Origin of the sequence: Halomonas sp. 3D7M, assembly GCF_014897885.1 — a bacterium.
Lineage (GTDB): Bacteria > Pseudomonadota > Gammaproteobacteria > Pseudomonadales > Halomonadaceae > Vreelandella.
The window spans coordinates 11215-17507 of the sequence record NZ_JABUZF010000275.1 but is presented as its reverse complement, the minus strand read 5'-3'; the positions used below and the strand labels follow the sequence as shown (position 1 = coordinate 17507).

Genomic DNA, 6293 nt, shown 5'->3' with positions numbered 1-6293 from the left:
AGTTAGAAATTGCCCAGTCACAATACTATATAAACCGTGCCATGGAGGTGCGCTTGCTGGCCGAGCAGCAGGGCGCCGAAACGCTCGAAATGCCTGAAGAACTTCAGTCGGTCAACGATGACCGAGCTAAACAGGTAACGGCTGTTCAGCAAAGTCTGTTCCATGCCCGCCGTCAATCGTTACAAGGCACTCTGGATGCCATGGATCAGCAGATTATCCAGATGCAAGAGCAGATCGATGGTCTAGAATCACGGATCAGTGTCAATAACCAGCGTATTAATTCGCTGCGCTCTGAAGCGGAAGACTTCCGCTCGCTATATCGTGAAGGGCTAGGCGACAATCAGCGCCTGCGTGAGCTTGAACGGCAAATACTGCAATACCAGGGTGATAATGCCGAGTTTCAATCGAACATTGCCCAGCTCCGGTCGCAAATTAGCGAAAACCGCATGCAAAAAGAGACAACGCTGCAAGAGTTTCAAGCTGAAGTAGGTGAGCAGTTGCGCGATGCCCAAGCACAAATCGCAGAGGCAGAAGAGCGTATAACCTCGCTGACCGACCAGGTGAACCGAACCGTTATTGCGGCTCCCGTATCAGGTACTGTTGTTGGTCGCCAAGTGCATACAGTAGGCGCAGTTGTTCGCCCTGGTGACCCCATTATGGAAGTCGTGCCTTCGAACGACGGTTTCGTGGTAGAAGCTCGTGTGCCCACAAGGGATATAGATAGTCTTTTTATAGGGCAGCTTGCTGAAATTCGTTTCTCCGCTTTCAATCAACGGTTAACCAATATTATTGATGGCGAAATCATTCATATCAGCGCGGACAGCTTTGAAGACGAGGCCACCGGTCAGCGTTATTACAAAACGCGCATTCGGGTAAGCGACGAAGGCAAAAAAGACATGACAGAGCAAATGCACCTGCTTTCAGGTATGCCAGCGGAAGTCATGATTCGAACCGGTGAGCGCACTTTTGCCAGTTACATTGCCAAGCCTGTTACCGACATGTTAGCTCGCGCTATCCGGGAGGATTAATGACACGGACGCCACGTTTTGCCCTCAGTGCGCTCGCAATTGCTGTCACACTGATAAGTCAGTCGGCACTGGCACAGAATGATGTGCCTGCTGGTCAGCAAGCCCTTACTGAATTAGAGGCGCTTGCTAATAGTGAGTCGACGTCTCAAACGTTGCCCTCGTTGCCTGATCTGTTTTCCAGGGCTTTACGCCATGACGCGGATCTCTCGCGCCAGCGGTATGAGCTTGATGCCACCCGTGAAGAAGTCCCCATGGCGCGTTCGCAGCTATTGCCGCAGGTTAGCGCATCGGGCGGGTACTTGTGGCAGGATTCAACAAATACTCAAACGGTTGATGAAATAGACCAGTTCGGAAATACAGCACGCCCTGCTGAAATTGATGAAACCTACTATCAAATTCAGCTACAGCAACCGCTTTTTAGCTTGGAGCGCTGGCGAAAGATGGATGTTGCCAACGCCCAAGTAAGCTCTGCTGAACTTCAATTGGCTGTGGTTGAACAAGAGCTAGCATTACAAGTTAGTGAGGCCTATATAAAAGCTTATTTAGCGTCGCAGCGATTAGGTTTGTTAGAGTCTCAGCAAGACTCCCTTGAACTGCAGGTACGCCAAGCAAGTCGGGCGTTTGATTTAGGCATTGGTAATCGTGTTGACCTACTCGAAGCTCAATCGAGATACGATCAAGCAGTATCTGATGCCGTTGAGGCTGAAAATGAGTTGGACAACGCGCTTAGCGAACTGGAACGCCTAACTGGTGTAATGCCAAGGTTTCAAAGCTCGGCTCCTGGTGAGCTGACCAATGTTACCCTTAACGGTGATATTGGTGATGCTGACGAATGGATTTCACGCACCGATCAAAACCTAAACGTCCTGTTGGCTAAACAAGAGCAGCAAATCACGCAAGCGGATGCAGGCGTCAGACGTTCTGGTTACTACCCTGAGCTAAACTTAAATCTTAGTTATTCAGATCGTGTTAGCGACGACTCTGTACGGGAGAGTGAAGACTACCGGGCAACAGTTGAGGTTAGCGTGCCCATATATCGGGGCGGCTATACCAATGCTAGCGTCCGTCAAGGTGAAAAGCGTATAGAAGCAGGGTTAGCAGCCGTCGATAACGAACGCAACCTCGCCATCCAGGAGGTACGTCAGCGTATCAGAGCACTAAATGGAGGTGAACGCCGTCTTGAGGCGCTAAATCAAGCCATTTCCTCAAGTCAGTTGTTTTTAGAAGCTGCCGAGAAGGGCGAGCAACTGGGGCTGAGAGATCTAGTGGATGTGCTTGACGCAAGAGCAAGCCTCTATGACCAGCGTATTCAGTATGTAGATACCGTCGGTAGCTATGCACTGGATATGCTAGCACTCAACTCTTCAGTGGGTAGTTTAGAGAGCGACGACCTCGACCGCATTATGTCGTTACTGGCCTCGTTGTCCACGTCATCGCAGGTAGCGCGGTAGTCAGCAACTATGGCCGTTATTAAAACAAGCCAGGGTAGTGAATGGTTGCGGCGCGCTATGCGCTGCTTTGACGCGGGTATCGCCACGTTAGTGGCATTGGTTGCCCTTTGGTTAATGTCGGATATCGATTCCGATGGCAATGATTATCTTTTTTTAATACTTATTGGCAGTCTATTACTGCCAGCAGTAGGTGAGCTAATTGGGCTCTACCAACCATGGCGGGGCCGCAGTCTTTACACCATGCTCGGCATTTATCTCGCCACATGGATTGCTACTATAGGCCTGCTCAGCCTATTGCTTGTCGCTATTCAGGGCACACAGAGTTTTTCCCGGTTATGGATGGGCGTTTCCGCACTATCAGTTTTGGCAGTGGGCAGTGTAATGCGTACCTTGTTGTATGGGTATTTAAGACACCTACGTGCAAAAGGGCACAATTTAAAGCGCGTGCTGCTAATCGGTAAAAAAGATAATATCGTGCTATTAGAAAGAAAAATCGTAGAAATGCCCCATGCTGGTTATGTAGTAGTAGGGCATTACGTGGATGAGGGCGATGCAACATTTTTTCACAGAATAGCTGTTTTCGCGAAAGAGAATATATTTCAACGTGGTTTTGACGAAATATGGCTAGGTTATCCTTTGATTCAAGGTAATCGTGTTCGCCACTTAATGCGTTTACTTGCCGGTATTCCATCCAGTATTCGCTTTTTCCCCGACCTACCTGATATACGGTTTCTGAATCATCGTATTGCGCAAGTGGCAGGTCTTTACTCATTAGAGCTCAATTATACGCCTCTCAATGGCCCCATGCGTTTAATTAAAGCTTTGGAAGATCGTGTGCTGGGCCTAGTGCTTTTTGTAATCTTTCTTCCTGTAATGTTAGTTGTGGCTGTCGCGGTCAAGTGGAGTATGGGTGGCCCAGTGCTTTTTAAACAAGAGCGTCATGGTTTGGATGGTAAGCGTTTCAGAATCTACAAGTTTAGAACAATGCTTTTGCACGATGGTAGCCAAACAAAACAAGCATTATATCGTGATGAGCGGATAACCCCGTTAGGGCGTTTTCTGCGGCGTACTAGCCTGGATGAATTGCCTCAGCTTTATAATGTTCTTCAAGGTCGCATGTCACTGGTGGGCCCCAGGCCCCATGCAATGGACCACAACGATCATTACAAAGATCATATTGATATCTACATGCAAAGGCACCGCGTAAAACCTGGAATGACAGGTTGGGCGCAAGTCAATGGTTTACGAGGAATAACTGACGATGTAAAGCTTATGGAGAAGCGTGTAGAGTACGACCTATATTATATTGAACGATGGTCTTTAGGATTTGACTTGAAAATATTAACGATGACCTTGACTAAAGGTTTTGTTAATGGTCAGCCTTAAAAAAGTACGCTTATGGCTAGCAATGAGTGCTCTGCTTAAAAAATTGAAGCGGATTAGTGTTTAACGGTATGTGCGAAAATACTAAATGAAGTTTTTTAAGTTTGGATGCTGATAGCTACTAAGTTACTTGTCTCAAGGAGAATTTATGATTTTACCCGTAATTTTATCAGGGGGGGCAGGTTCGCGCCTATGGCCAGTATCTCGTGAGCATTACCCTAAGCAGTTTCTGAACCTACATAAAGATGATGTTAGTTTGCTGCAAGAAGCGGCACTTCGTCTGAAAGGTGTCGCCAATGCAGGCGACCCCATTATTGTATGTAACGAAGAACACCGCTTTTTAGTTGCCGAACAAATGCAGCAGGTCGGCTTTAAAGGCAGCCAAATTATACTAGAGCCTTGTGGTCGGAACACAGCGCCTGCTTTAGCAATTGCCGCGTTGGCCGCAATTGAAGTAAATGTAGAAGCCGAATTGTTGGTAATGCCAGCTGATCACGTGATCAAAGATGTAACAGCATTCTCTGATGCAGTAGAAAAGGGCCATACACTGAGCCAGCAAGGTAAGCTCGTGACGTTTGGTATTACGCCAGCTTCGCCGCATACAGGTTATGGCTACATAAAGCGTGGTTCAGCACTGAGTGAAGGATTTGTCGTTGAAGCGTTTGTCGAAAAGCCGGATTTAGCCGCGGCTGAAAGCTACTTAAAAACCGGTGAGTACCTCTGGAATAGTGGAATATTTCTATTTAAAGCTAGCAGCTACTTAGAAGCATTAAAGCAGTATGCGCCTGATATCTTAACCTCTTGCCAAGCCGCCTACCAAGCGCGTACAGAAGATATGGACTTTTTGCGCATTGAAGAGGCAGCGTTTGCCCAATGCAGAAATGAGTCCATAGATTATGCGGTGATGGAGCACACCAAACAGGCGGCCGTTGTGCCTATGTCTCCTGGCTGGAGTGACATAGGCGCTTGGGACGCGCTGCATGAACTGCGTTCTATCGAGGACAAACAGAGCGGCAACGTCGTGCATGGCGATGTAATGCTTCATGAAACCCAGAACAGCTTAGTTTATAGCGATTCACGTTTAGTGGCAGCTGTTGGCGTTAAAGATCTGATCATTGTCGAAACCGACGATGCAGTGTTAGTAGCTGACCGGCATCAGGCTCAGGACACCAAGCTAATAGTCAACGCCCTTAAAGCGGCGGGTCGCAAAGAGTTTCAGTCGCATCAACAGGTTTATCGACCCTGGGGGCATTACCGTACTATGGTATTAACGGATAGCTTTCAGGTGAAAGAAATAGTCGTTAATCCAGGCGGCAAACTTTCTTTGCAAATGCATCACCATCGCGCTGAGCACTGGGTGGTTGTGCAAGGCACCGCGCAGGTTACTCAAGGGGAAGGCCATGGCGATATATCGAAGTTGCGTAGTTTTCTGCTGTCGGAAGATGAATCAACGTACATACCGTTAGGTACCGTACACCGCCTTGAAAATCCAGGTGTGATACCTCTCAAGCTAATTGAGGTTCAGACCGGCTCCTACCTTGGGGAGGACGACATCGTCCGCTATAACGATAAGTACGGACGGGAGTAAGCGTGGGCAAAAATAGGAGCACAATGCTGTAATGAAAGTCGCCATTGTCCATGACTGGTTGACCACCTGGGCTGGTGCCGAAAAAGCGCTGGCCGAGTTGCTCAACTGTTTCCCTCAAGCTGAGATATTTACTACCGTCAATTTTCTTGAGCAGGGCGCTAATCCCGCTCTTGAGCGTCATGTTATCCACACCAGTTTTATTCAGCGATTACCCTTTGCCAAAAAGCGCTACAGGCAATATTTGCCACTCATGCCGTTAGCGGTAGAGCAGTTCGACCTCAAAGGGTTCGACCTGATTTTATCCAGCAGCCATGCGGTGGCAAAGGGGGTTATTTCTGACCCCAATGCCGTTCATATCTGTTACTGCTACAGCCCCATGCGTTACGCCTGGGACATGCAGCACCAATACTTACGTCAGTCAGGAAAAGAGAAAGGTGTTATGAGCTGGCTGATGCGCTGGCAACTGCATCGACTTCGCCAATGGGATTATATAAGCGCCCAGCGCGTTGATCACTTTGTCGCCATTTCGAATTATATAAAGCGGCGCATTGAAACCTGCTATCGCCGCGAAGCTGAAGTGATTTATCCACCGGTAGATGTGGATAAGTTTTGCTATGACCGTCCCAGAGAAAGTTTTTACCTAACCGCCTCGCGAATGGTGCCCTATAAGCGTATCGACTTGGTCATAGAAGCTTTCAATAAAACCCCAGAAAGGCAGCTCATTGTCATCGGCGATGGGCCGGATTATGCCAAGCTTGCATCACTAGCAGGCCCGAATGTAACGCTTATGGGTTACCAACCTGACAACGTTTTAGTCGACCATCTAGAGCGCACCCAAGCGTT

At 48.2% G+C, this 6293-nt stretch carries 5 protein-coding genes; all 5 read left to right on the top strand.

Annotated features, from left to right (window positions below):
- Window positions 1-41: 41 nt before the first annotated feature.
- Complete coding sequence (locus INT22_RS19790; RefSeq protein ID WP_446718971.1) at window positions 42-1028, top strand: HlyD family type I secretion periplasmic adaptor subunit; 987 nt, start codon at window positions 42-44, stop codon at window positions 1026-1028.
- Window positions 1028-2479, top strand: coding sequence for a TolC family outer membrane protein (locus tag INT22_RS19785; protein ID WP_193060326.1), 1452 nt, complete (start codon window positions 1028-1030; stop codon window positions 2477-2479). Before INT22_RS19790 ends, INT22_RS19785 begins: the two co-directional genes overlap by 1 nt.
- Window positions 2480-2488: 9 nt before the next feature.
- Complete coding sequence (locus tag INT22_RS19780) at window positions 2489-3865, top strand: undecaprenyl-phosphate glucose phosphotransferase (RefSeq protein WP_226912954.1); 1377 nt, start codon at window positions 2489-2491, stop codon at window positions 3863-3865.
- A 145-nt stretch (window positions 3866-4010) separates the two neighbouring features.
- Window positions 4011-5450: a mannose-1-phosphate guanylyltransferase/mannose-6-phosphate isomerase gene (locus INT22_RS19775; protein ID WP_193060325.1), complete on the top strand. Its 1440-nt coding sequence runs from the start codon at window positions 4011-4013 to the stop codon at window positions 5448-5450.
- A 31-nt stretch (window positions 5451-5481) separates the two neighbouring features.
- The coding region (locus INT22_RS19770) for a glycosyltransferase (protein ID WP_193068777.1) at window positions 5482-6293 on the top strand (812 nt) is incomplete at its 3' end.

Bases quoted from the DNA above. Each gene is read 5' to 3' on its own strand.
- INT22_RS19790 (WP_446718971.1), top strand. From the start codon at position 42: ATGGAGGTGCGCTTGCTGGCCGAGCAGCAGGGCGCCGAAACGCTCGAA.
- INT22_RS19785 (WP_193060326.1), top strand. From the start codon at position 1,028: ATGACACGGACGCCACGTTTTGCCCTCAGTGCGCTCGCAATTGCTGTC.
- INT22_RS19780 (WP_226912954.1), top strand. From the start codon at position 2,489: ATGGCCGTTATTAAAACAAGCCAGGGTAGTGAATGGTTGCGGCGCGCT.
- INT22_RS19775 (WP_193060325.1), top strand. From the start codon at position 4,011: ATGATTTTACCCGTAATTTTATCAGGGGGGGCAGGTTCGCGCCTATGG.